17 protein-coding genes and 1 pseudogene are annotated in these 24,233 nt (G+C 29.6%); 11 read left to right on the plus strand and 7 right to left on the minus strand.

Translation table 11 applies throughout. The features are described from left to right. Positions 1 to 93: 93 nt before the first annotated feature. On the plus strand, positions 94 to 267 hold the full coding sequence (locus tag UMM65_RS02010; protein ID WP_321974797.1) for a hypothetical protein: 174 nt from the start codon (positions 94 to 96) through the stop codon (positions 265 to 267). Between the two features lie 280 nt (positions 268 to 547). On the opposite strand, the gene UMM65_RS02015 is transcribed toward UMM65_RS02010, so the two are convergent. From UMM65_RS02015 to UMM65_RS02030, 4 genes are all read right to left on the minus strand, one after another. Continuing rightward, complete coding sequence (locus tag UMM65_RS02015) at positions 548 to 2,065, minus strand: hypothetical protein (protein WP_321974798.1); 1,518 nt, start codon at positions 2,063 to 2,065, stop codon at positions 548 to 550. A 43-nt stretch (positions 2,066 to 2,108) separates the two neighbouring features. Then, complete coding sequence (locus UMM65_RS02020) at positions 2,109 to 2,606, minus strand: DUF6702 family protein (RefSeq protein ID WP_321974799.1); 498 nt, start codon at positions 2,604 to 2,606, stop codon at positions 2,109 to 2,111. A 65-nt stretch (positions 2,607 to 2,671) separates the two neighbouring features. Next, positions 2,672 to 3,505, minus strand: a complete 834-nt coding sequence (locus UMM65_RS02025; RefSeq protein ID WP_321974800.1) for a carboxypeptidase-like regulatory domain-containing protein — start codon at positions 3,503 to 3,505, stop codon at positions 2,672 to 2,674. Beyond that, positions 3,495 to 4,274, minus strand: a complete 780-nt coding sequence (locus UMM65_RS02030; RefSeq protein WP_321974801.1) for a carboxypeptidase-like regulatory domain-containing protein — start codon at positions 4,272 to 4,274, stop codon at positions 3,495 to 3,497. The genes UMM65_RS02025 and UMM65_RS02030 overlap by 11 nt, the downstream gene beginning before the upstream one ends. Before the next feature lie 163 nt (positions 4,275 to 4,437). Here UMM65_RS02030 and UMM65_RS02035 point away from each other — a divergent pair. The 6 genes and pseudogenes from UMM65_RS02035 (at position 4,438) to pepE (ending at position 11,020) form a co-directional block, all read left to right on the plus strand. Beyond that, a pseudogene (locus UMM65_RS02035) lies at positions 4,438 to 5,315 on the plus strand (IS982 family transposase). Positions 5,316 to 5,783: 468 nt separating this feature from the next. Continuing rightward, positions 5,784 to 7,511 carry an HAD-IIIC family phosphatase gene (locus tag UMM65_RS02040; RefSeq protein ID WP_321974802.1) on the plus strand — a complete coding sequence of 576 codons (1,728 nt, stop codon included), beginning with the start codon at positions 5,784 to 5,786 and terminating at the stop codon, positions 7,509 to 7,511. Positions 7,512 to 7,521: 10 nt separating this feature from the next. Beyond that, on the plus strand, positions 7,522 to 7,764 hold the full coding sequence (locus tag UMM65_RS02045) for an acyl carrier protein (protein WP_321974803.1): 243 nt from the start codon (positions 7,522 to 7,524) through the stop codon (positions 7,762 to 7,764). Positions 7,765 to 7,905: 141 nt separating this feature from the next. After that, a complete protein-coding gene (locus tag UMM65_RS02050) occupies positions 7,906 to 9,273 on the plus strand; it encodes an MBOAT family O-acyltransferase (protein WP_321974804.1) in 1,368 nt (455 codons plus the stop codon). Positions 9,274 to 9,284: 11 nt separating this feature from the next. Then, positions 9,285 to 10,223 carry a hypothetical protein gene (locus tag UMM65_RS02055; protein ID WP_321974805.1) on the plus strand — a complete coding sequence of 313 codons (939 nt, stop codon included), beginning with the start codon at positions 9,285 to 9,287 and terminating at the stop codon, positions 10,221 to 10,223. A 95-nt stretch (positions 10,224 to 10,318) separates the two neighbouring features. Then, the gene (pepE, locus tag UMM65_RS02060) at positions 10,319 to 11,020 is read left to right on the plus strand and encodes a dipeptidase PepE (RefSeq protein WP_321975132.1); all 702 of its coding nucleotides are present in this window, start codon (positions 10,319 to 10,321) and stop codon (positions 11,018 to 11,020) included. Here pepE and UMM65_RS02065 read toward each other — a convergent pair. Then, complete coding sequence (locus tag UMM65_RS02065; protein WP_321974806.1) at positions 11,017 to 11,703, minus strand: DUF4369 domain-containing protein; 687 nt, start codon at positions 11,701 to 11,703, stop codon at positions 11,017 to 11,019. The genes pepE and UMM65_RS02065 overlap by 4 nt on opposite strands. A 425-nt stretch (positions 11,704 to 12,128) precedes the next feature. On the opposite strand from UMM65_RS02065, the gene UMM65_RS02070 reads away from it, so the two are divergent. Beyond that, positions 12,129 to 17,351 carry a T9SS type A sorting domain-containing protein gene (locus UMM65_RS02070; protein WP_321974807.1) on the plus strand — a complete coding sequence of 1,741 codons (5,223 nt, stop codon included), beginning with the start codon at positions 12,129 to 12,131 and terminating at the stop codon, positions 17,349 to 17,351. Here the strand turns inward: UMM65_RS02070 and UMM65_RS02075 are convergent. Then, positions 17,344 to 18,741: a PIG-L deacetylase family protein gene (locus UMM65_RS02075; protein ID WP_321974808.1), complete on the minus strand. Its 1,398-nt coding sequence runs from the start codon at positions 18,739 to 18,741 to the stop codon at positions 17,344 to 17,346. The genes UMM65_RS02070 and UMM65_RS02075 overlap by 8 nt on opposite strands. A 167-nt stretch (positions 18,742 to 18,908) precedes the next feature. Between UMM65_RS02075 and UMM65_RS02080 the strand changes: the two genes are divergently transcribed. The 3 genes from UMM65_RS02080 (at position 18,909) to UMM65_RS02090 (ending at position 22,908) form a co-directional block, all read left to right on the plus strand. Next, entirely contained in the window at positions 18,909 to 19,466 is a 558-nt protein-coding gene (locus UMM65_RS02080) for a UpxY family transcription antiterminator (protein WP_321974809.1), read from the plus strand. A gap of 16 nt (positions 19,467 to 19,482) precedes the next feature. Continuing rightward, complete coding sequence (locus UMM65_RS02085; RefSeq protein ID WP_321974810.1) at positions 19,483 to 20,460, plus strand: Gfo/Idh/MocA family protein; 978 nt, start codon at positions 19,483 to 19,485, stop codon at positions 20,458 to 20,460. A 1,047-nt stretch (positions 20,461 to 21,507) separates the two neighbouring features. Then, the gene (locus UMM65_RS02090) at positions 21,508 to 22,908 is read left to right on the plus strand and encodes a sugar transferase (RefSeq protein ID WP_321974811.1); all 1,401 of its coding nucleotides are present in this window, start codon (positions 21,508 to 21,510) and stop codon (positions 22,906 to 22,908) included. Positions 22,909 to 22,979: 71 nt separating this feature from the next. Here the strand turns inward: UMM65_RS02090 and UMM65_RS02095 are convergent, their stop codons facing one another. Then, positions 22,980 to 24,164, minus strand: coding sequence for a hypothetical protein (locus UMM65_RS02095; RefSeq protein WP_321974812.1), 1,185 nt, complete (start codon positions 24,162 to 24,164; stop codon positions 22,980 to 22,982). Positions 24,165 to 24,233: the final 69 nt, after the last annotated feature.

Here is a 24,233-nt window from a genome sequence, read left to right on the forward strand (position 1 = left end):
CGCTACAAGATAAAATTACTGAGATGGTAAACCAACTAACTCCTGAACTTATAAAATCTATCACCAGTTATCAATTATACACTAAAACATTTTTTGAGTATTTTTAAATCAGAAATGGTATTATTTCATGGTATTTTAGATTTAAATGCTATTCGATTTTCAGGTTTTATTGAACAAAGAAGTATATTTAATCCAACTTATAATCATAAAAGAGCTAGAATATTATTTGATGGAGAGGATTACGATAAAAAAATTAAAATGCCCTAGTCATAGTTGACTAGGGCATTTAACAAAAAACTCTAAATTTAAAAACACTAATTTTTCAATTTGTCCTTGAATTGTTCAAATTGATTATTTTCAATTTTTTTAGGTCAACGGTTGTTGGTAGTATCTATATCTGCAATTTTTAGGTCAGGATCGACTACAATATTAGTGATTTGTTTTGAACTGGCAAAAATTCTTTTAACTTCATTGTCTTTTTTACTGCAAATTTCAGATGAAAACTACTTTCTTTAGCATGAGTTTCATAGGTAAGTTTAACAATTTACTAATTGTCAACTTTTTTAACCTCACCTTTAAAAGTCTTTATATTACCTGCTTTTCTAAGCTCACTGGCTCTTCTTTCGTTTCTTTCGGCAATAGATTTTCTTAAGCGAGATTCTTTAATATGTTGTATTTCTTTTTGCCTAAAAGAATTTTCTAATTTTTTAGAGATATATGCTTCTCTTTTTTTATCTTCTAACAACTTTAAGTGGGTAACGATTAAATGTTGTTGTTCTTTTCTGATTTCTTCTTTTTCGTAATAATTTTCTTCAAGATTCTGTTCTTGTTCTTCTAACTTCTCTAATACGGCTAATTGATTGGCTTCTTTTATTGCTTGTTTAACTTCTATATTATTTTCAAGCAATTTTTCGTTCTTTTTTAACTTATCGGAAATAACGGCCAAGTTTTCTGCTTTGGTCTTTTCTTTATAATCTATCCGCTCAATAAAATCTTGTTGTTCTTCAATTTGTATTTTAGTTTTTAAAATTTCTCTTTCAATTGCAATTTGTTCTTTTAACGCAATTTGATTCTTTAGTGCTTTTTCTCTTTCCTCTAGTTTCTTATAAACAGTTTCTTGATTTTCGTTTTTAATATTTTGTTTTATTGCGATAATTTCTTCTGCTAATTGTTCGTTTTCTTTTAGCATATTGGAAATAATAGCTAAATTATTTGCTTTAGACTTTTCCTTAAGAGCAATACGGTCTATAACTTTTTGTTGTTCTTCCGCTGCCATTTGTGCAATAATTTTTTCGTTTTCAGTTGCCAATTGATCTTTAAGCTCTATTTGATTTTTTATTGCCAGCTCTTTTTCTTCTAATTTTTCTTCAACAGCTTCTTTATTTTTATTTCTAGCTTGCTGTTTTATTGCAATAATTTCTTCTGCCAATTGCTCGTTTTCTTTTAACATATTGGAAACAATAGCTAAGTTGTTTGCCTTGGATTTTTCTTTAAGATCAATACGATCAATAATATCCTGTTCTTCTTGTTCAGCTTTTAGTGTATTATTTCTTTCATTTTCAATCGCTATTTGGTCTTTTAATACTATTTGATTTTTTATTGCTTGTTCTTTTTCTTCTAGCGTTTCGGCTAATAATTGTTGTTTTTTTGAGTTTAAGGCATCTTTTTTTTCTACTCTTTGGAGAATGATATCTTCTTTCTTGATTTGTTTTTTATTGGCGAGATTTTGTAAAGCAATTGTTTTTTCGTTTTTTTCTCTTAAAATGGAATCGTTTTTTTGCTGAAGCATCGCTAAAGCCTCCGCTTTTTCTAGCCTTTTTTTATCTCTTCTTTCCCTTCGCGTTAAAATAGCCTTTTCTTTTGCTAGTTTTATTTCATTTTGAAGAGCAGCTCTTAAAGAATCTGCTTTCTTTTTTTTTGCTAAAAATTTAAGTCTTTTTTCTTCTTCTAATTTTTCTAGTTTTAAGTCTAAATCTGATTTTTGGGCATCAAGGGTATCGCTTTGCGAAAAAGCGAAACCAATTTGTAAGAGTGTAAATAGGAGTAGAAAGTAAATTTTCTTCATAAGCAATTATATATTACAAATATATAAATAATTATGAAAAGGGTCAGGGCGTAAACTTGACCTTGTTTTTATCTTTTGTTAACAACAAAGTCTTTTTTATATCATTGATATTTAGCTTAACAATATTTTTTTGCTCAGGAAAATAGTCCATTAACATAGTATCTGTTATTTGAATACTATTAATTTTATTAATATTTTTTAGTTCTAGATACAAATAAACAATATCGTTCTCATACTCCTTGCCAAGGTATTTGTAAGGATTAATTTTTGAATTAATTTCAATTTTAAAATTATCTTCTATATAACTGCTAATAAGCACATTAGTATCTTTAACTTCGTCTTTAGCTCCAAGTTCTATTGTAGTACCGTAAGTTTTGTTTATTACCTTTTGAAGATCATCTATAAAAACATGCATGGTAATTTGAACCGTCTTTTCTTCTGCTTTATATTCTACCTTAATTAAACTTATATAAAATTTATGTGCCGTAAATGCAAAAAAAGGAAATAAAAGAAAGAGAAAAAATAATTTTGAATTGTTCATTTCAAATGCACTATTTTTATTGGGTTAAAAGTAATATTATATTATTTAAATAATGTGCCACTCCGCTAGTGTTCATTTTTAATTTGCTCTAAATAGATTTTGCTCTCCCTTAAGAATAGATCAATAACTCCAATTTTTTTATTATCAACATACAAATTCGCTACACCTTTAGATAAGCAAGTAGCAATGAATTCATCAATATGGTCAGCTGGTATTTTCAATGTTTCTGTAAAAAAAGTATCTCCAAAGTCAGTTCTAATGTTTGCTGGAGCTTGTAAAACTTTATTTTGGTAACGTCTTTCATACTTTTTAATATTTCTTTTTGTCGCTCCAATTTTAACTACCTCCTTAGCAATAGGTTCTAAAAGTAAAAATGCTATGGCTATAAGATCTGGATTCATGTTTGGCATAAGCTCGCTATCGTTAGAAGTACGACTTCTAGAAGATTCATCAATCTTAATATCAACTAAGTTTAAATCAACCTTAGAAAAGTCAAGAACCTCACCTTTAACATGCTTTTCAATTTTTATTTCATCCGCATCAACTGTTATGTTTCCTGTTAAATTATGTTTTACTTCAACCTCTTCCAATTCGTTCATTTTTTGTAATAAATCAATAGTGAGTGTTTTTTCTGTAATATGTTGTTTGGTAACAGAAACTTCTAAATAGTAAAACTGAATCCCTGTAACAATAAGTGTATCTTTTTCTTGAACTTCTATAGTAAACCGACCTTTTGAATCTGTAATAGCTCCCTTTTTGGAACTTTTATTCAAAACGTGTATATTTTGCAGTTCTGCCCCTTCGCTTTTAATGGTGCCATAAAGGACAGTGCGGTTGTCTTGACCATAAGAATTTATGCTGACGATAATCAGAAAAAAAAGAAATACACTATTTTTCATCCTTCATATCTTTTAGAAACGGTTTACTTTCTTTAACAAAGACATCTATAATTTCAAGGTAACTTTTTTTATCAAATAAATTTACAATATTTTTTGGTTGACAATAATCAATAAAACTGTCGATTTTTTTACTGGGAATTTTCAGCGTGTAAATAAAAAAATCGTCTTTAAAGTGTTTTCTTATTTCCAAAAGAACTTTTTTGTTGTGTTCCAATAACTTATCAGCTTCAATTAACTTTTTTAATTTGCGATGTTTTTTTCTATTGCCCGAAATAATATTGTAAAGATCTTCAATACCTCCTTTTTTACCTAGTAATGGCCCTAAGATAACCGCTACTGTACTTTCTTGACTGTAATAAGCCAGTTTTCTATCAACACCTTTGAGTGGTTTTTTACCAGCATTTGGCAGATTTAAAGCCATTGCCATATTTTCAGGCTTTTTAATATTTACCTCTTTAAGCATATTGGTTCTGGTATTTAGTTCAACTTCAATTGATTTGTTATCAATATCTGTTTTTTTAACAACTATTTTTTTACTTTCAAATTGAAGTCCCCTAAAAACAAGTGTGTCGTTATTTTTTGCCCAAATAGAAAACTGACCGTTTGTATTGGTAACCGAACCTTTTTTTGAGGTTATATTGATAACATGCACATCTTTTAAGTCGGGTTCATTGCTTTTAATAGTGCCGGAAATTAATGTCCTAGCCTCTTGAGCGGATAAGCTGAAAGAGGAGATTATAAGAAGTACAAGGCAGGTTGATCGAAGCATTACCACAAATTAAATCCATCAACTGCTAAATAAATATTAAAGCAATTGTAAACTTTTGTTAAAGATTTATTAGATATAACCCGTTGTTCATTATGATTTAAACGGAAAAAGTTGTTCATCTTACTGAAAATCAGCAAATTGATTTAACCGCAAATCATTAACAATGAACAACTTAAATGCAAATTATGAAAGAATATTGGAAGTATTACGAAAAATATCAAAAGAACAACTATTAACCTACCAAAGGCGTAGACTGAAACTTAGCGACTTAGAGCTGATCGGTTTGAATTTAACTGCTGAATTTATGGGAATAGATAGTGAAAATGACTTGTTCAGGAAACTTCCTAAAACTATATTGGCAAAAATAGAGCGAAGCGTCTATAATAGAAGAAAGCGAAAACTGGTTACCGATCTTAATGACATACGTTTAAATCTAGCTTCTCATTTCAATGAGTTCGAGGGTTATTTTGTTGTAGACAGCATGCCTTTAGAAGTTTGCAAATTATCACGAAGTTCTCGCTCGAAGATTTGTAAGGAAGGCTCCTATGCGTTTATGGACAAAGGGTATTGTGCGGCTATAGTTCTAATTATTACGGTTATAAATTGCACGCGGTCTGCTTTGTAAACGGTGTTTTTCAAAGTATTGACTTGAGCCCTGCTTCCGTACACGATATAAACTACCTTAAAGATGTTAAGATGTTGATTAGCGATTGTACGTTAATTGGCGATAGGGGCTATCTATCAACAGAAATTCAGCTCAATTTGTTTGAGACCTGCAACATAAGACTAAATACTCCTATGAGAAACAATCAAAAAAATTATAAAAAACAACCATATATATTCAGAAAAAAGAGGAAAAGAATAGAAACATTATTTTCACAGTTATGTGACCAATTTATGATAAGACGCAGCTATGCCAATACTTTTGAAGGTTTTAAAACCAGAATAATATCTAAAATAACCGCACTAACAACTATTCAATATATCAACAAGTTTATATTTGGCAGAAACATTAACAATATTAAAATTAGCATTATTTAAAAAGCACAACGGGATAGATATACTCTGATAATACACGAATTAATTTTTTTTTATTTTTAAGATTCAAAATTCATAACAGACATATTTCTTAGTGTACCTATAAAAGAATAATAATTAGAACATAATTTAAACTAAAATTAGTCGCTTATAAATGGTATGATTATTTTACACTAATTGAATTCAAAACTTTTTTAATATTACAATAAGAATAAATTCTATTCGTTTATCTTAATTCATCTATTTTAAAAAATATTATTTTTTGGAGAATTTGATTTAGTAATTAATTATTCCTATTTATTATGTAAAAACCCAATAAATATTGTTAAAAATATTAGGTATTAATTAGCATTTATTAGTATTTTCGATTTGTGTATTTTTATAAGTTTGTGTTTATAATAAAAATCTTATATAATCATAAAACGAAATCTATAAAAAGCAATTAATTACATATTTATAATATAAATTTTTATGAAGGATATAACTTTTCGGTCGTTAAAAAAAAACTTAAAAAAAGACTTTTCTAAATTTAAAAAGCTTAAAATTGCTGTATTAGGTGATTCTGCAACACAGATGTATGTGCAAGCCCTAAACGGGTATGGTTATAATATCGAAGTTGATTTCGAAATTTTTGAAGCAGATTACGATCAAATTGAACTTCAAACGTTTGATTCAAATTCAGAATTTTATGAGTTTAAAGCAGATTATGTAGTTGTTATATATTGTATAAATAAATTATATAAAAAATTCGGAAAGCTCGAAAATGAAGATAAATCGAAATTTTCTGATAAAATTATATCTGGTTTTAATGCTTTGCAACAATCAATAAATAAAAGTTTAAATACAAAAATTATTTTTTTTAATTTTAATGAGATAAACGATTCGGTTTTTGGTAATTATGCGAATAAAACTGAAACTTCATTTATTTATCAAACCAGAAAGATTAATTTTGAGTTAATGGATTTTGCAAAAGACTTAAAAAATGTCTTTATTCAGGATATTTGTTTATTGCAAAGTCAATATGGGTCTGACGCATTGATGGATAATAAATTCTATGTAAATACAGAATTGTTTTTTAAAATTGATATTCTCCCAATTATTGCAAAAAATACTGCTGATATTATTCAATCTATTGAGGGGAAATTTAAAAAATGTTTGATTCTTGATCTTGATAATACTGTTTGGGGAGGAATAATTGGTGATGATGGAATTGAAAATATACAAATAGGAGATTTAGGCATAGGAAAAGCATTTACAGAACTTCAAATTTGGGCTAAATTACTGAAGCATAGAGGTGTAATATTGGCTGTTTGCAGTAAAAATGACGAAGTTAATGCAAAAGAGCCATTTGAAAAACACCCAGAGATGATTTTAAGTCTTGAGGATATATCTGTTTTTGTTGCCAATTGGGACAATAAGGCAGATAACATAAATTACATACAAAAAGTGTTAAATATAGGATTTGATTCCATGGTTTTTCTAGATGACAATCCCTTTGAACGTAACATGGTGCGGTCACATATAGCTGATATAACAGTACCTGAATTACCTCATGACCCTGCTGAGTATATGACTTATATTAGATCATTAAATCTCTTTGAAACAGCCTCCTATACTAATGAAGATGAAATAAGAACATCTAAATATCAAGTTGAAGCGAAAAGAGCAGTTGCTCAAGAAAAATTTGTTAACGAAACCGATTTTATTGAAAGTTTAGAAATGGAATGTAAAGTTGAATCTTTCAATAAATTCAACACTCCAAGAGTAGCACAATTGACACAACGATCAAATCAGTTTAATTTACGGACTATTAGGTATTCTGAACAGGAAGTTGAAAACTTGAGAAATAATAAAAGTTGTGTAACTAGAGCATATTCTCTTAATGATAAATATGGGGAATACGGATTAATAAGTTTGGTAATTTTAAAAAAAAGTGATCCGAAAACATTATTCATTGATACTTGGATTATGAGTTGTAGAGTACTTAAAAGAGATGTGGATAAGTTTGTCTTGAATACCTTAGTTCAAGCCGCTCTTGATATTAAATGTGATACTATTGTTGGTGAGTATATACGAACTACGAAGAATAGTATAGTTGAAAATCATTACAAAGATTTAGGTTTTTCAAAAGAGGGTGATTTTTGGGAATTAAAACTAAATAAGTATAAAAAAATGAATTGTTACATAAGTGAAATATAAATTATAAAAAATGGAAAAATCAGATATTTTAAATGAGGTAAATGAAATATATATTGACGAACTTGATAATGATGAGATTGTCTTGACTTTTGAAACGAGTGCAAATGATATAGATGAATGGGATTCATTATCTCACGTAATGTTAATTGTTGCTATTGAAAAACATTTTAAAGTTCGCTTTAATTCTTCTGAAATTCGTGGTTGGAATAATGTAGGTGAAATGTGTGATTCAATATTCAATCATATTGGATAGTTTTTTTACTTGTATTTATTGAAGATTTAAAGTTTATTTTATAATAATTTCTAACTAATGATATTTAATTCAATCAATTATTTTCTATTTCTTCCAATAGTATTTTTATTATATTATCTTATTCCTAATAAATTTCGCTGGATGCTTTTATTAGTGTCAAGTACGGTTTTTTATTCGATTGGTGGAGTAGAGACAATTGCTGTCCCGATAATAATAATCATTAGTACTTTTGTTAGTGCCATCCTAATTGAACGTAATTCTGATCCAGGTATAAAAAAAAGGTATTTTTGGTTAGGTTTAATTATTAATTTAGGTCTACTTGTTTTTTTTAAATATATTAATTTCTTTATTGCAACCGTCTTTGATGGTTTTGAAATAGTAAAAAAAATAAGTCATGAAGGGCTTGTTAATACTTATCAGCCGATTGAATTGCAATTAATTGTTCCTTTGGGTATTTCTTACATTACTTTTCAGGCAATTGGTTATTTGATTGAAATAAAGAGAGGTATTCATATTGCAGAGAAAAATTTAGGTCATTTTGCAACATATTTAATGTTTTTTCCAAAATTACTTTCGGGTCCAATTGAAAGAGCACATAACTTTTTACCTCAGCTACAACTTGAACATAAGTTTGATTATAAACAAGTTGTTCAGGGGTTAAAAAGAATTTTATGGGGATTGTTTTTAAAGGTGGCTATAGCCAACAGACTTGCGTTATATACGAGTGCTGTTCTTGATAATTCGGAGCATCATACGGGTACGACCTTACTTATAGCAGCATTATTCTATACATTACAAATGTTTACTGATTTTTCAGGATATACTGATATGGCAATAGGCTCTGCACAATTATTTGGTTATAAGTTAACAGAAAATTTTAATGCACCTTTTAGTGCAAAATCAATGGCTGACTTTTGGCGTAAATGGCATATTACACTTTCTTCTTGGGTTAATGATTATATTTATACACCCATAGTTATTAATAAAAGAGATTGGGGAAAAAGTGCTGTAGTTTACGCTGGAATGGTTACATTTTTGATTCTTGGATTTTGGCATGGAGCAAGTTGGAATTATATAATTTTTGGATTTTTACAAGGCGTTATTTTAGCAATAGAGTTTCTGACTAGGAAAACTAGAAAAAAAATGATAAAACATATTCCAAACTGGCTAAATTCAATTATTGGTATGTGCTACACCTTTCTTTTCTTTACTTTTTCTTTAATTTTTTTTAGAGCTTATATTGCAAGTGATGGTTTTTATATTGTAAGTAAAATTTTTACTGATTTAGGAACAACATTTTATATGGGTGATATTGGCATTTTTTCTTATTCATTGATTGGAATTTTAATAATTGCTATACAAGGTATAGTGAGCGTTTATTACCCGAAATTTAAACTTTTAAACCATGATTCTAGATATATTCGTTTTTTAACCATTTTATTTTTAATAGTATACATAATTTCCTTTGGAGTTTTTGATGGTGGTCAGTTTATTTATTTTCAGTTTTAAAAATTATTCGAATGTTTAAATTATTTTATAAATTAGTAATATTATTCCTAGCTTTTATACTTGTCGATTTCTTACTTGGATTTACTTTAGATAGTATTATAGACAAATCTCCAGATGGAAGATATTTCAAAGCACAATATTCACTTGAAAAGAGTAAAGAAGATATTATGATTTTTGGGGCATCTCGTGCGGAATGTCATATTGCACCCTCTATTATTGAAAAATCATTAAAGTTGTCTTGTTGGAATGCAGGAAGAGGAAATCAAACCCTACCTTTTTGGATTAGTATGGCAGAAGGGATTTTAAAAAGACATACACCCAAATTAGCCATTTTAGATATTGAGGCGGATTATCTAAGTAGTGGCTTATCTGCTTCATATGAACCTTCTGCTGGCATGCTAAGGCCCTTTTATCGAGAGCATAAAGAAATTAGACCAATGATAAACAAAGTTTCTATTTTTGAGCAATATTTTAATTACTCTAAACTTTATGCTTATAATTCTAGTTATTATTACCTATTGAGACCATATTTGATAAAGGGATTAGATGGTAAGCTTGAGGATAAGGGGTGGAAACCTGTTACCGGTCAAATGCAACCTGATAATTCAACCCCAACAATAATTGATACGAAACGAGTATTAAATAAAGAAACTGTAAAATTATTTAATGAATTTATATCTAGTTTTACTAAAAAAGGTTGCCCAGTTTTCATTGTAGTTAGTCCAAGATTTAATGAAATTATTAAAAATACATCAACATTAGATTATATAAGGAACATGAAGAATGTTTATTTGGTAAATTTTAAAGATAATATAGTTTTTTCAAAAGATTATCGTAATTTTCGAGATGAAAGTCATTTAAATAAGGAGGCAGCAATAAAATTTACAAATGTGTTAGTTGAGAAAATGATAAGAATGAATATAGATTCTATAGTTGAACAAAATAAGTAAGTTAATATCACATTTCGTATTATAGTATTTCAATCAAGATATTTAATAACTTTTTTTAATGTAATTATTTTTGGCTTTATAGTAATGATGTAATGATGAAAAAACTTTTTTTAGCAAGTACGTCAACTATTTATGGAAGTGGTTATCTAGAATATTTACTACCTATATTAAGCAACTTTTTTAAAGAGGTAAACGCATTATTGTTTATACCCTATGCCAGACCAAGTGGCATTGGTTATGATGATTATACTAAAATAGTTTCCGATGCTTTTAAGAAAATCGATATTAATGTTGTGGGTATCCATACTTTTGATGATAAACATAAAGCAATTGAAAAAGCGGAAGGCATTTTTGTGGGCGGAGGCAATACTTTTGTGTTGGTGCATGAGCTTTACCAACAAAACATAATGGAAATATTAAAAAACGCAATTAACAAGGGTAAACCATATTTGGGAACAAGTGCCGGTAGCAATATAGCAGGCTTAACTATGCAAACCACTAATGATATGCCCATTGTTTATCCACCAAGTTATACTACACTCGGGTGTATTCCTTTCAATGTCAATGCTCATTACTTGAACCCAGATCCCAATTCAAAACATAGAGGAGAAACTAGGGAAACCAGAATAAAAGAATTCCATACTTACAACGATATTCCCGTAATCGGTTTGAGAGAGGGGAGTTGGTTGCAAGTTAACGGAGACGAAATAGTATTGAAGGGAGATTTGTCCGCCAAATGGTTTGAAAAGGATAAAGAGCCAATAGAGTTAGAGACAAAAGGCTATATTGCCATTTAATTCTCAATATTTTCTAACGATTCTTGATTTTCTAGATATAATAAAATTTCAATGGCAAAATCGCCTTTTTTAACATTATGTGTAAAGTTATTGTAAATTGAAGCAATGGTATCTTTAGATGTATATTTGTTTTTTAATAGGGTTTGTAAGGCAAAAGCGGCAATATAAGAATCTGGGTTTTCTCTTGCAAAATTTAATACAAAGGTTGTATTCTCTTTATGTATGGCCTCAATTTTTTTATTTATTTCATTGAGTTTGTCCACATCATTTTCTGTTCTTGCTTTTTGAAAAAGAGGGAATAGGTAATTAATTTTAGAAAGTATTTCGTTAGATTTTTTTATAAAACTTAAATACTGATCATTTAATTCTGATCCTTTTATTTTAGAATCACTTAACTTATCTCTATTAATATCGATAAAAACACTATCGTTTTGTATAAATAAGCCTACAGAACTTTTTATGCTATCTATATAAATTCCATAAACTTCTGGTTTGTTTATTTTACCCATAAATTGAAAGGTACCATCAATCGCATATGTAGTATCTAAAGGAATAATTTTATTGGACTCTTGAACTTTTAGATAAATTTTAGTGCTATCTTCAATATTATCTACTTTACCAAAGATGTAAAAACTATTGTCATTTTTTTTATTAAAATCTTCGTCGCATGAAAAAAAGGACAATGTTAAAAGGATAAAAATTATCAAATTTTTCATAAATAAATGCAAAATAATTTTTTATTTTACACAAACATACTACACTAAATTTAACTACCATAAATTTAATAAAAGTTATTAACAAAAATTGACGTTTTTGAACAATATCAGCAATTCTAAACACAACTTTAGAATTCCTTTAGAATTCAAAACTACGTTCGCGGCGGTTTGATTTTAAAGGGGTTTAGAAGTTTTTTAATTATTATACAATTTTAATTAAAATCTTACGTTAAGTAGTTTCTGCTAAGAAGAGAATTCAAAAATTATTTATTCTAAAAATCTCCCCGTGATTTGAATTTTATTATTCAATGAATTAGAATGTTTATGCTTTCTCATGAAAAAGAAATATTACTGATAATTATTGTAAAATAATTAATCTGTAAAAAACAACTATGACAAAAAAATTATTCTTTCTAATTAGTATTTTATTAGTTTTTAAAATTTCAGGGGCAAAAAACTATAATGCTAATCTTAACGACGCAACTCCTCCAACTATATTTAATTTCAGAATTGAAGCATCAGAACCTAATAGAGTGTATTTTGATAGTGATAAGATTATAACTGGTTCAAGCACAAACGGTTTTACGGTTAGTAATAAATCAATTTCTGGAATAACTATAAATGAAGGGCAATTATCTAATCACTACTTTAAGGTTTCTTCTTCTTTTAGCTACTGGGATAATAATACAATTAGATACGAAGGTGGGAGTGATCTGAAGGATAGTAATAACAATAGTTTAATTGAATTTACACTTTCGTATATAAAAAATAACATTCCAGAACCTCAAACATCTAAAGACAGATATGTTACTACATCAGCAAATGGAGGTGGAGATGGAATTACTGAAGGTTCAGCTTGGACATTATCTGAAGCTTTTTCGAAAGCTAATGCTGGAATGACAGTGTGGATTAAAGCTGGTAATTATGGTAATCAAAATTTAGCACTGTATAATGACGGGACAGCTTCAAACCCTATTAAGTTTATTGGTTATAAAAATTCAAAAGGAGACATCTCTTCAAACTATTTTGATTATGGGGTAAATTGGAATACTTCTGAGATGCCCACCCTGACCGGTGCATCTGCCTCTGATGGTCATGCTATCCAGTTAATGGGAACGAATTATGTAGTTTTTAGAAACTTACAAATAACAAATTATTATCAGGGTATCAGAGCCAATAATACCCATAATAGTAATTTAGTTTTTGATAGAATAAATGGGAAGCTATTTGGGAAAAATAGTACCAATGCGAGTGATGTTAACGCAACATTTATAAATTTTGCTACTTATGTTTCCTCAGGATCGGGTTCCTATAGACCATTTACATCAAATGACTTTATGAAATTTTTGGATTGTCGCAGTTTAAATGCAAACATGGGTGGTTTTACATTATTTGGAAAGGGAAATAATTTAATTGATGGATGTAAATCGTACAATGATAGAACTGGAATGAATGAAAGACAAGACTATCATATTTCAGTTAATGGCCATAATAATATTATCCGAAATTGTTATGCAGAAAACTTCAACACAACTTCTACAAATGCGGCTACCCACGGTATTGGTATTAGAGGGTCTTCAAATTTGGACAATGATTACAATTTAATAGAATTGAGTAAAGGTGTTAATTTGAATGAGAGCTTTTATATCAGAAATTATGGTTGTGATTATAATGTGATTAAAGATTGTTATGCTGGTAATAATGCCAACGCATTCAATCACAAAAAAAAGGAACATTCAGGTGCTGTTTATTTATGGGGGGGGGTTAGTAATAATATAATAGAAAGGGTTATAAGTAATGAAGTCTCAATTGCAATAGGTTTTATAGATAATAACGAAGAGGGTAATACTAATGATAAAAGTATTGGTTATAATAATATTATTAGAAATTGTGTTTTTAATGGTCATAGATTTGGTATTTATATAAATGGTTATTCAGGGTCAGCATTGCATAATAATAAAATTATAAATACAACCTTTAACGATGGTACTTTCTTATTAAGGGATGTGAGTCCCAATGCAGATATAAAGAATTTAGAAATAATTAATACTAATTTTTCAAATTTTTCACAAGAGGCTAATTATTTCCCACTAACAGGAGCAAAATTTTCAAACAGTAATTTTTATAATTTTAAATCTAGTTGGAAACCTTCAGGAAATAATATTTCTGTGGATCCTAAATTTGTAAATGTTGGTGCAAGAGATTTTTTACTACAATCTGATAGTAAATTGATAGATGCAGGTGAAAGAATTGATGATAATAAGTATGACATTTTAAACAATTATCGGCTAAATGATAGTTCTCCAGATATTGGAGCCTATGAATATAAGAATAACACCACTGGATATATAAATGCCAATGCTGGTTTTGATGTTGAAATTTGTCAGGGTTCAGAAACTATTTTAAACGCAACTGGAAATGGAAATTTTTTATGGAGTACCGGAGAAACTACAGCAAGTATTACTGTTAGCCCAGACAAAACGACAACTTACACTGTAATAGTATCGAATGAAAATAATTCGGAATCCGACGAGGTTATTGTAACTGTTAATGAGCTTCCTGAAGTTACTTTAGGTGATGATATTAATTCTTGTTTAGGAACTGAGGTGACTTTAGAGGCTGTAGGTAAAGGGGAATTTTTATGGAGCACAGGTGAAACGGGTGCGAGTATCAATGTAAACCCTATGGAAACGACTTCCTATATAGTCACATCAACAATTCAATGCGGTAATGAAAACTTAAGTATATCTGACACTATTGTGGTAAATATAAATGCAGAACTTATTGTAACGGCTGGAGCAGATGTATCCTCTTGTTCGGGGGCAGAAGTAATACTAACAGCAGAAGGAGGAGCTGGAGATTTTTTGTGGAATACAGGAGAAACTACAGCAAGTATTACTGTTATTCCTACTGAAACATCAACTTATACTGTGACTTCAAGTAACGGCGATTGTACGGTAAGTGATAACGTTATTGTAACAATAATTGAGGAGCCGGAGGTGAATCTTGGTGATGATCTTACAATTTGTTACGGAAATGAGGCAACTTTAAATGCAGAAGGTAATGGAAATTTTTTATGGAGTACTGGTGAAACAACTGCAAGTATCAATGTTAATCCATTAGAAACGACCGAATACATTGTAACTGCTAGTGTTAATTGTGGTTCTGAAATATTAAGTGTCTCTGATACTATAATTGTGAATGTAACCCCTGAATTAGTGTTAAATGTTAGTGATAATGTCGCTTTTTGTAATCCACAAGAAGTAACGTTAACTGCTACAAGCAATGCAGGTGTTTTATGGAGTACTGGGGAAACTGCAAATAGTATTATTGTAAACCCAACAGAAACAACCACTTATACAGTTACTACTTCTTTAGGAGAGTGTTCGTTAGAAGAAGCAGTTACTGTAACAATTGCTGAACAACCAACGGTAGATTTAGGAAACGACATATCCATTTGTTCGGGAAATGAAGTTACCCTAACCGCACAAGGCAAAGGAGCTTTTTTATGGAGTACAGGAAGTACAAATAGGAATATTAAAGTTAGCCCAGCAGAGACTACAGAATATATAGTAACGGCCAGTATTGATTGTGGTACTGAAGTATTAAGTGTAACTGATACTATTGTTGTAAATGTAATTCCAGGGGTTATCCTGAGTGTAAGTAATGATGTTATAACCTGTGCAGGTTCAGAAATAATGTTAACCGCTAAGAGCAATGCAAACTACCTTTGGAGTACAGGTGAAACCACAGCCAGTATTACTGTTAATCCAACAGAAACTACAACCTATACAGTCACCGCTGGTTCTGGAGATTGTGCTTTAACAGAAGAGATAATAGTTACAGTAGAAGAAGCTCCTGAAGTAGAGCTCGGAAATGACAAAACTATATGTTTTGGAGAAGAAGTTGTTTTAACTGCTGAAGGAGTTGGAGCATTTTTATGGAATACCGGTGAAACTACAGCCAGTATTACTGTAAGTCCAAGTGAAACAAAAACGTATTCGATAACGGCAACAACAAATTGCGGTGGTAATGATGTTAGCGTTTCTGATGAAATAATTGTAAATGTTTTTGAAGGTCCATCATTATCTGTTAGTGATGATGTAACAATTTGTTCTGGTTCAGAAGTTACGCTAACGGCAGAAGGGAATGGAGACTTTTTATGGAGTACTGGTGAAAACACTTCTAGTATTACTGTAAGTCCAACACAAACAACTACATATACCGTAACTTCTAGTTCAGGTAGTTGTTCTAAAACCGAAGATGTAATAGTAACTGTTGAAGTAATGCCAACTGTTGATTTAGGTGAAGATATAAGTATCTGCTATGGTGACGATGTTTTTCTCACTGCTGAAGGCAATGGCGATTTTTTATGGAGTAATGGTCAGTTGGGACCAAGTATAAAAGTGAGCCCTCTTGTAACTACTACATATTCCGTTTCAGCAAGTAGTGGGTGTGGCAATACTACGGTTACGGATGAAATTACAGTATTTGTCGGTCCACAAATATTTGTGGATGCAGGAGAAGATAAATTAATATGTACTGGTGAATTAGTTACTTTAACAGCCAAAGGGAATGGAGATTTTTTATGGAATACTGGTGAAACTACCGCAAGTATAACCGTGAGTCCCGACTCACCTACAACATATTTAGTAACTTCAACCATAGGAGGTTGTTCAGTTTTTGATGAAGTTGTTGTATTGGTTGAAAGTTCTCCCGAAGTTAGTTTAGGTGATGATAAAACGATTTGTAGTGGCGAAAGTGTGACCTTAATTGCAGAAGGAATAGGTAATTATCTATGGAATACTGGAGAAGTAACTTCTAGCATAACCGTTAGCCCGACTAAAACAACTACTTATTCGATCATCGCAAGTAGTCATTGTAATTCTGATGCAGTTGATGAAATAACTGTTTTTGTTAACGACGCCGTTAAAGCTAATGCTGGCAATGACGTAAGTATTGAGCCAGGTGAAACAGTTACGCTAACAGCAACAGGCGGTAATTCATTTTTATGGAATACCGGAGAAACTACGGCTAGTATTACAGTACAACCTGAAAATACAACAACTTATACAGTTGAAGTGGAAAATGGGACAAGTTGTAGTAGTACAGATGATGTTAAAGTAACAGTAGAGAATATTCCTTTAATCATTAATAATGGTGAAGACATCACTATTTGTAAAGGTGATGAACTGATTTTACAAGCCAGAGGGAGTTCTAATTACTTATGGAGTACCAGTAATATGGAATCAACCATTACCGTTAACCCAGAAGAAACGACAATTTATACAGTTTCTGCTCAAAAAAATGGAATACTTGAGACAGTTGATGTTTTAGTGATCGTGGAAGATTGTTCTAATAAAAGAGCGGTTGAGTATAATGTGTATCCAAACCCGACTGATGGATTGATAAACATTAATATTCCATCCCTAAGAAGTAGTGTAAAAATCGTAGTTACTGCACTAAATGGAAAAGTGATTTATCAAAAGGAAGTCAAAGCTGATAACAACGGTGTTTTTACTCAATTAAATTTATCACATATGGCCAATGGTGTTTATTTAATAAAAATGTATAATGATAATTTTAACGAAACTAAAAAGGTAATTGTCATTTAATGATTTTATCACTTATGATTTTTAGTTTTTCCTTATCATAAATATCTTTTATAGGTATAACAAAGAATAACTCATTTGCTCTGACCGCACGTCTATAATAATCAATATTTGGCCCTAATAACTTTCTTTTGATAGTTTTTAGGGCTATTTGTATGGCTCCCTTTGGTTCTCTCCATTCGGTATCTAACCTTAAATCATTCATTGCTTCCAATGCAAATAATTTATCTTTTTGTAAGGATGTAGACAGTGAATTCGAATAAATATTGGTAAAGTATAACTCGTTGTTAAAATTTGGAGGAAGTGTAACAATGCTTTCAGATTCGCCATAAGGGTAAGATTCGCTTAATGGATGGTGGTTTGTATATAATAATAAATGACCATCTTCTTTTTTAGATTTTTTTAATGCCTCTATTAAAGCTATTGTGGAATATTTATGATCTAAATGAGAATCGATTAATGGGTATGGGGCTATGATTAAATTTGGCTTGATAGTGTCTAATAAATAGGTTAGATTTTTCACTAATGAATTCCAATTTGACACTCCTGTTAAACCATTGCTTAAATCAGAGATGTTTTGTTTTCTAAAAGTGTTTATTTCAGAAGTTTCACCATAGACGCTTTTGAATATAGCAGAATCATTTTCATACATATTTTTTAATGTTCCATTGAAAAATCCTAAATTCAATATATTTTGATAGTTCACATTTCCTAATAATGGAACTGTAATACTGTTCCACGTTCTTAACTTCCCTTTTTTTAAATAATGTGTTACAGAATCATTATATACTTCATCATAATTATAAGAACCAGCTTCACCCGCAGTTATAGTTATAATAAATGAATTATTATTTTTTGCATACATACCATATGCCGCAATTTCTGCGTCATCAGGGTGTGGTGCAATAATTAAAACTTTCGAATCTTGAAAATTAAGATTATCAAACACAAAGAGTTCAACTTTTTTGTCTTTTATTTTAATATGATTGCCAACTAAATCAATTTCTTTGACTCCAGATGCTATTAGTTCACTTATATTAATATATCTAATGCCTTTTAAGTTATATTCAAAATAATTTGTAATGGTATCTTGTGTAGTGATTAAATCTACTGAGGGTTTAAAAATTTTACTTAAAAAAGTGCCGCTAATTTCTATCTTAACAAAGGCTGTAACATTTTTATTTTCTAAATTGGGTAAAAACATTTTGTTGTTAACAACATATATATCAAACTTGGTTGCTTGAGAATTACTAAAATCATACTGATAATTTAAATTTACTTCGTAGTTATATATAGATGTTCTATAATGAATTACGAAGTAAATTGAAATTAGAGATAAAACAATAAAAATGAATAATAAAATTTTATTTAGAGAAAATATTTTGGCAATCATAGCAAAATTTTAGAAATAATTTGAGATTTTTACAATGTAAATATAATTAATAATAAAAGTAGTAACCAAAAATTAACTTGATAGATGCTTGAAATTATTTAAAATAAAATTAGAAATCTAAAATATACCTACATTTGAACCGTTATAAAAGATAAAATTCAATATCAATGTCAACTTCCAACTCTAAAAATTGGTACGCGGTTTATACTCGTTCTAATGCTGAAAAAAAAGTCTGTGAACAATTACGTCGATCAAGATATACCACTTATTTGCCTCTTGTGACTACTTTTAGGCAATGGAGTGACAGAAAGAAAAAAGTTCAAATACCATTAATACCATCATATGTCTTTGTAAGAATTGAAGAACAAAATGTTCATAAAGTTTTAGCAGTTAATGGAGCCTTGCACATTCTAAAATATTTAGGGAAGTATGCAATAGTGAAAGAGGAAGAAATTAAAAATTTGCAATTACTAATTAGCGGTGAATCAAAGAGTCAATTTTCATTAATAGAGAATATTTCAAGGGGTGATGAGGTTGAGGTAATAAAGGGCTTATTTATTGGTTTAAGAGGTTATTTTGTTAAGGAGAAAAATAAGCAGAAGGTTTTTATAAAAATTAATGCCTTAAATCGTTATGTTGGTATAGAAATACCGCATCATAACATTAAGAGATTAGAAAGTAAAACCAAAATATATAATAAAAAAGATAAAATATTATTTAACTAAATATTTACATTAAAAAATGAAAAATTTTGCATTAATTGGGGCCGCTGGTTATATAGCTCCTAGACACTTAAAGGCAATAAAAGACACCAATAACAACCTAATTGCTGCGTTAGACAAATTTGATTCAGTAGGAATAATGGACAGTTTTTTTCCTAATGCAGATTTTTTTGTAGAGTTTGAACGTTTCGATAGGCATATTGAAAAGCTAAAAAGACAAAAAAACATTCACTTAGATTATGTAAGTATTTGTACTCCGAATTATTTACATGATGCACACATCAGAATGGCTTTACGGCGAGATGCACATGCAATATGCGAAAAACCTTTGGTATTAAATCCTTGGAATATTGATGCGTTAGCTGATATTGAAAAAGCAACAGGTAAAAAAGTTTATACAATATTACAATTGAGATTGCATGATAGTATAATAGCTTTAAAGGAAAAAGTGGAGAATGGTCCTAAAGATAAAATTTATGATGTTGATTTAACCTACTTAACTTCACGTGGTCATTGGTATTATACCTCATGGAAAGGTGACACTTCTAAATCAGGTGGGATTGCATCTAATATAGGTGTACACTTTTATGATATGTTGTCTTGGATATTTGGGGAAGTAAAAGAAAATGTTGTCCATCTTCATAATCATGATAGGGCTTCTGGTTATTTAGAGTTTGAAAAAGCTAGAGTTCGTTGGTTTTTATCGATTGATTATAATTTGATACCAGATAACATTAAAGAAATAGGTCAGCGTACATATCGTTCTATTACCGTTGATGATGATGAAGTTGAATTTAGTGGAGGTTTTACGGAACTGCATACCCGAAGTTATGAGGATATATTAGATGGTTTTGGTTTTGGTCTATCCGATGCTAAGCAATCTATTGAAATAGTGCAAACAATTAGAAATAAAGAATTATCACCTTTAAATGGAGATTATCATCCTTTTGCAAAGAAATCGGCGGCAGTACATCCGTTTAAAAACGGTAGTTATTAAATATAATCTTCATTTTCTCTTAGATTGATATGTACGTGATTTGGGATTAACTAAGTATATTTCTGCACTTATTTATATTGTTTTGTTGGGTCATCAGTTTCTATTTCACCTTCTGTTATCCGACATTTTTATATCTTTAGACTAGAAGTAATAACATCAATATTATTAATCACTATTATATGTAATATTTTGAAAACCTGATAGTTAAATTGAAAATAAAAAGGATTTCAAATAAATTAGAAATCGGAGACTTGCCTAACAAAGAGCGAAAACAACTAATATAATCGTACATGACACTATCCTAAAAAAAAAGTGTGTAAGTTAAAATAACTGGGTCAGGTTTTATTATTTAAAGTCTGCCCCTTTTTTCATCCCGATAGCTCCTAATATCTTTGGTATATTTGGAGAACCTTATTTTGATGTTGATTTTAAAAGAGTTTTTTTATTTGACGGACACAGGTAGGAAGTGCGACGGACATAAAGTTAGTGTCAGGGATAGGGTTGATTTTAATTTAACTTTCCACGCAACCAATGATATAATTCAGTATCTAGAAATAAATGAACTACCAGAGAAAATTATGTTTATCTTTCACCTTCAACGGTGGAATGACGGGATTATAAAATGGACAAAGGAATTTGGTCATGCAAAACCTTAAAAAGGTGATAAAGAAAGCCTTTTACGTAAAAAAATACTTTTTCATACTGTAACCATCTAAGAATCAACAACAAATGGATTTAACATTTTTTAACATTTTATTGCAATAATTAAAATATTTTATTTATATTTGTGTTAGCTATTAAAAAGAACCCCCTATAAAATGATACTTACAACTTATAAGTATATATTGAAATGGTTAAACAAAATGTATTTTTTTTCTAGAAAAAAAATACAATTTGAGGCCTTTCTTACTTTTTATATAGTTTATTTTTCTTTCAACTATTTTTCTTTAACTAAATTATTTTGTGGCATACATTTTGGTATGTCAAATAGGTTTTTGCCTATTAATGCTTTAAAGATTAAAGTTTAATTAAAAAACTATATTTGCTATGATTAAAAATTACTCGACCAAAACACTTGAATCTGAAAAATTTCTTGACGATTATATCCATTTGAAAAATGATATAGTTTTGAATCATGCTTTTCAAGCTGATTTTAATTCTAAAAACGAAGATGTTTCTAAGCTTCGCTTATTGACAAATAAGTTAAGTAGAAAGAAAAACGCTTCAGATTTCTCTTCACTTGAAAAAATAAGAATTGTTGTTGATAGCTTGATTGGTGATGTTAGTGAAAATGATGTTTGTAAAAAAGAAGGTGTTCCAGTTAAAGTGTTCTCTGAATGGAAATCGGACTTTTTAGAAGCTTTTAATAAATACTCTGAAATTGAAGTACTTCAAAGAGCATTAAATTCTAACAACAAAGAACTTATTGTTGAAGAAGTAGGTAAAGAAGCATACGATTTTTACAAAAAATTTATCAACATATCTTCTATTAAAAATTTAATAATATCAAAAAATAAAGTTTTATCCGCTTATAGTGATTTTGATGGTATTGAAAATATTGTTTTACTGAATAAGGTAAATAATTTTAGACTAATTAATAAGCAGTTTGAAGAAGTTAATTCTAAACTGCCAATTAATGGAATTTTATTAGGGAATTTTGAAACGTTTAATTCTCGGGCGGAAAATCACCCAATAAATAAAATTCCTTTTATAAGTAGGTTGTATTTTGGTTTTGAATTCTTGTTTAAAAGAGTTTTTCCAAAAATGCCGGTTTTAAAGAAATTATACTTCTTTACAACTAAAGGTAAAAATAGATTATTGTCTAAAGCTGAAGCCTTAGGTAGGTTGGTTTCGTGCGGTTTTGACATTGTAGATGTGAAAGTTATAGATGGCATCCATTATTTTGTTGCAAAAAAGGTTAAAGAACCGGTTTATGATATGAACCCTAGTTATGGCCCCTTATTTAAAATGAAAAGGGTTGGTAAAAATGGTAAAATCATTGGTGTTTATAAGCTAAGAACCATGCACCCGTACTCTGAATACTTACAAGATTATGTATTAAAACTTAATGGCTACTCAGATACTGGTAAACCTGCAGATGATTTCAGATTGGTGCCATGGGGTAAAGTGTTAAGACGTTATTGGGTTGATGAGTTACCACAATTAATCAATGTTTTTAAAGGAGAACTTAAGCTTGTAGGTGCAAGACCAGTTTCACAGCGATACTTTCAAGATATTCCAGAAGATTTACAAAAATTACGATTGGCACAAAAACCAGGTTGTGTACCACCTTATGTTGCTTTGGATAGAAAAGGTGCCGTTGATAGTGTTTTACAGGCAGAGAGAGAATATCTACAGGAAAAATTAAGAAATCCTTACACTACCGATATTAAATATTTCTTTAAAGCAATTTATAATATTGTATTTAAGAACAAGAGAAGTGCATAGTTTTTTTAAGATTTAGCAAATAATAAAACCATCTAATTTAAACTTAGATGGTTTTTGTTTATTTTTTATATTTATATTTTCTGCTGACTCAACAAAGCATCAACTTTTTGCTTAAAATTACTTAATGAATATTTTATAAATTCGTAATCTTTAGGATATGGGACCGCTTTTGACTTCAATGCTTCGTAATATTTTTGGTCTATAGCTCTTTGATCTCCCCTGTACTTGGCATAGGTATGTTGGAATTTAGCTTCACCAAACTCTGGTTTCGTGGCAACCATTGTATTCTTTTTTAAATCTTTAATTTTAATTGTACCATCAATTTTTGAAGATTTATTTTGTTGATACAGCATAACCTCAGCTCTTACCACTTTATATTTCGGGATTTTTATATCATTACCCTTATCGTCTTTCATAACATTGCCATTACTGTCTAACTTATATTGCCAACCATCTTGAATCCTACCTTCTTGCGGCACCTTTTCTTCCAAGGTTTTTTCAGGTTCAAAAGTTAATTTATTCAGGGTAATATCAACCTGATAACCATAGCTAGTTTTTCTGTCTTTTTTATCATGATAAATAACCCATTGATTGTCAAAATTTGATGAATTAATTTTGTTTAAATGGTCTATACTGTCTTTAGAAATTTCTTTAATGTTATTTATTAGGTTGACCAATACAAAACTACTTCCTTTATTTTTAGCTTTTTGTAATAAATCATTGAGATTAGATTTATAATCAGGATTTACATACATTAAATCTTTTAGATACTTGTGAGCTTCACGAGCTTCTAAAGTATTTCCTTTCATTAATTTTTGAGCTTTACTATAAAGGCTTTCAGAGTAATTTTTCTTTGCTGAAGCTATTTCTCTGGTATAATCTTTAAAGTCAAAGACCATTTCTTTATCTTCATAATATAATGGCTCTAAAACTCTAACTTCATCTTGGCGGATATCCAAGTTTAAATAGTTACCGTAAACTTTTTTAAGATTTTCAGGAGTTTTATTTTTTTGTAACGATTTTATTTCTGCCAAATCAGAAGCTTCAGCTTTGATAAAAGCTTCTTTTAATAATGGAATCTGTTTTTGGTTGGATTTTTTAGTTTTATCCTTACTGAGTTGTGCAACTGCAGTATTGAATGCTTTTGTATAATTGCCCGATTGTAAATGGCTCGTAGTTTTTTGCGTACCACCACAAGAAATAATTAAAACTCCTAAAAATATGGAGGAGAATGATTTGATCAATGAGTTCTTCATAGTAAATTTAAGTTGGTTTACTACAAATTTAACATTTTTATCAAGAAGAAATCTATTGGTTTAAAAGGA

Source organism: Aureibaculum koreense (genome assembly GCF_034296135.1).
Taxonomy (GTDB): Bacteria; Bacteroidota; Bacteroidia; order Flavobacteriales; family Flavobacteriaceae; genus Aureibaculum.

Coding starts and splice junctions, on each gene's coding strand:
- UMM65_RS02015 (WP_321974798.1), bottom strand. CDS start 2,065: ATGAAGAAAATTTACTTTCTACTCCTATTTACACTCTTACAAATTGGT.
- UMM65_RS02020 (WP_321974799.1), bottom strand. CDS start 2,606: ATGAACAATTCAAAATTATTTTTTCTCTTTCTTTTATTTCCTTTTTTT.
- UMM65_RS02025 (WP_321974800.1), bottom strand. CDS start 3,505: ATGAAAAATAGTGTATTTCTTTTTTTTCTGATTATCGTCAGCATAAAT.
- UMM65_RS02030 (WP_321974801.1), bottom strand. CDS start 4,274: ATGCTTCGATCAACCTGCCTTGTACTTCTTATAATCTCCTCTTTCAGC.
- UMM65_RS02040 (WP_321974802.1), top strand. CDS start 5,784: ATGAAGGATATAACTTTTCGGTCGTTAAAAAAAAACTTAAAAAAAGAC.
- UMM65_RS02045 (WP_321974803.1), top strand. CDS start 7,522: ATGGAAAAATCAGATATTTTAAATGAGGTAAATGAAATATATATTGAC.
- UMM65_RS02050 (WP_321974804.1), top strand. CDS start 7,906: ATGCTTTTATTAGTGTCAAGTACGGTTTTTTATTCGATTGGTGGAGTA.
- UMM65_RS02055 (WP_321974805.1), top strand. CDS start 9,285: ATGTTTAAATTATTTTATAAATTAGTAATATTATTCCTAGCTTTTATA.
- pepE (WP_321975132.1), top strand. CDS start 10,319: ATGAAAAAACTTTTTTTAGCAAGTACGTCAACTATTTATGGAAGTGGT.
- UMM65_RS02070 (WP_321974807.1), top strand. CDS start 12,129: ATGACAAAAAAATTATTCTTTCTAATTAGTATTTTATTAGTTTTTAAA.
- UMM65_RS02075 (WP_321974808.1), bottom strand. CDS start 18,741: ATGATTGCCAAAATATTTTCTCTAAATAAAATTTTATTATTCATTTTT.
- UMM65_RS02080 (WP_321974809.1), top strand. CDS start 18,909: ATGTCAACTTCCAACTCTAAAAATTGGTACGCGGTTTATACTCGTTCT.
- UMM65_RS02085 (WP_321974810.1), top strand. CDS start 19,483: ATGAAAAATTTTGCATTAATTGGGGCCGCTGGTTATATAGCTCCTAGA.
- UMM65_RS02090 (WP_321974811.1), top strand. CDS start 21,508: ATGATTAAAAATTACTCGACCAAAACACTTGAATCTGAAAAATTTCTT.
- UMM65_RS02095 (WP_321974812.1), bottom strand. CDS start 24,164: ATGAAGAACTCATTGATCAAATCATTCTCCTCCATATTTTTAGGAGTT.